5 tRNA genes are annotated in these 538 nt (G+C 49.6%); all 5 read right to left on the reverse strand.

The features are described from left to right. Positions 1–3: 3 nt before the first annotated feature. Positions 4–76, reverse strand: a tRNA-Phe gene (locus HT693_RS11655). Positions 77–79: 3 nt separating this feature from the next. Further along, positions 80–153, reverse strand: a tRNA-Met gene (locus HT693_RS11660). A gap of 10 nt (positions 154–163) precedes the next feature. Continuing rightward, a tRNA-Ser gene (locus HT693_RS11665) sits at positions 164–253 on the reverse strand. An 82-nt stretch (positions 254–335) separates the two neighbouring features. Next, positions 336–409 (reverse strand) — tRNA-Ile (locus HT693_RS11670). 33 nt (positions 410–442) lie between these two features. Next, positions 443–513: transfer RNA gene (locus HT693_RS11675), tRNA-Gly, on the reverse strand. Positions 514–538 lie beyond the last annotated feature (25 nt).

Genomic DNA, 538 nt, shown 5'->3' on the forward strand with positions numbered 1-538 from the left:
AAATGGCGCGAGACGGAATCGAACCGCCGACACATGGAGCTTCAATCCATTGCTCTACCAACTGAGCTACCGAGCCTTATTGCGGGAGCAGGATTTGAACCTACGACCTTCGGGTTATGAGCCCGACGAGCTACCGAGCTGCTCCATCCCGCGTTAATATAAAAGGAGGATGTGGGATTCGAACCCACGCACGCTTTTACACGCCTGACGGTTTTCAAGACCGTTCCCTTCAGCCGGACTTGGGTAATCCTCCAAAATAGTTTATACGGGAACAAACCCGTGTCCTCTTAGTGAAAAGATAATGTTTCAATTCTCTAGTAATGGACTAAACACTATGGGCACGAGTGGACTCGAACCACCGACCTCACGCTTATCAGGCGTGCGCTCTAACCACCTGAGCTACGCGCCCAAGTTAAAACTTGGTACAAAGAACAAAGTTCAAAGCGGGTGACGAGAATCGAACTCGCGACAACAGCTTGGAAGGCTGTAGTTTTACCACTAAACTACACCCGCTAAAATGGGAGTTAACGGGATCGAA

The organism is Streptococcus sp. 2154 (assembly GCF_013277255.1).
Classification (GTDB): domain Bacteria; phylum Bacillota; class Bacilli; order Lactobacillales; family Streptococcaceae; genus Streptococcus; species Streptococcus pseudopneumoniae.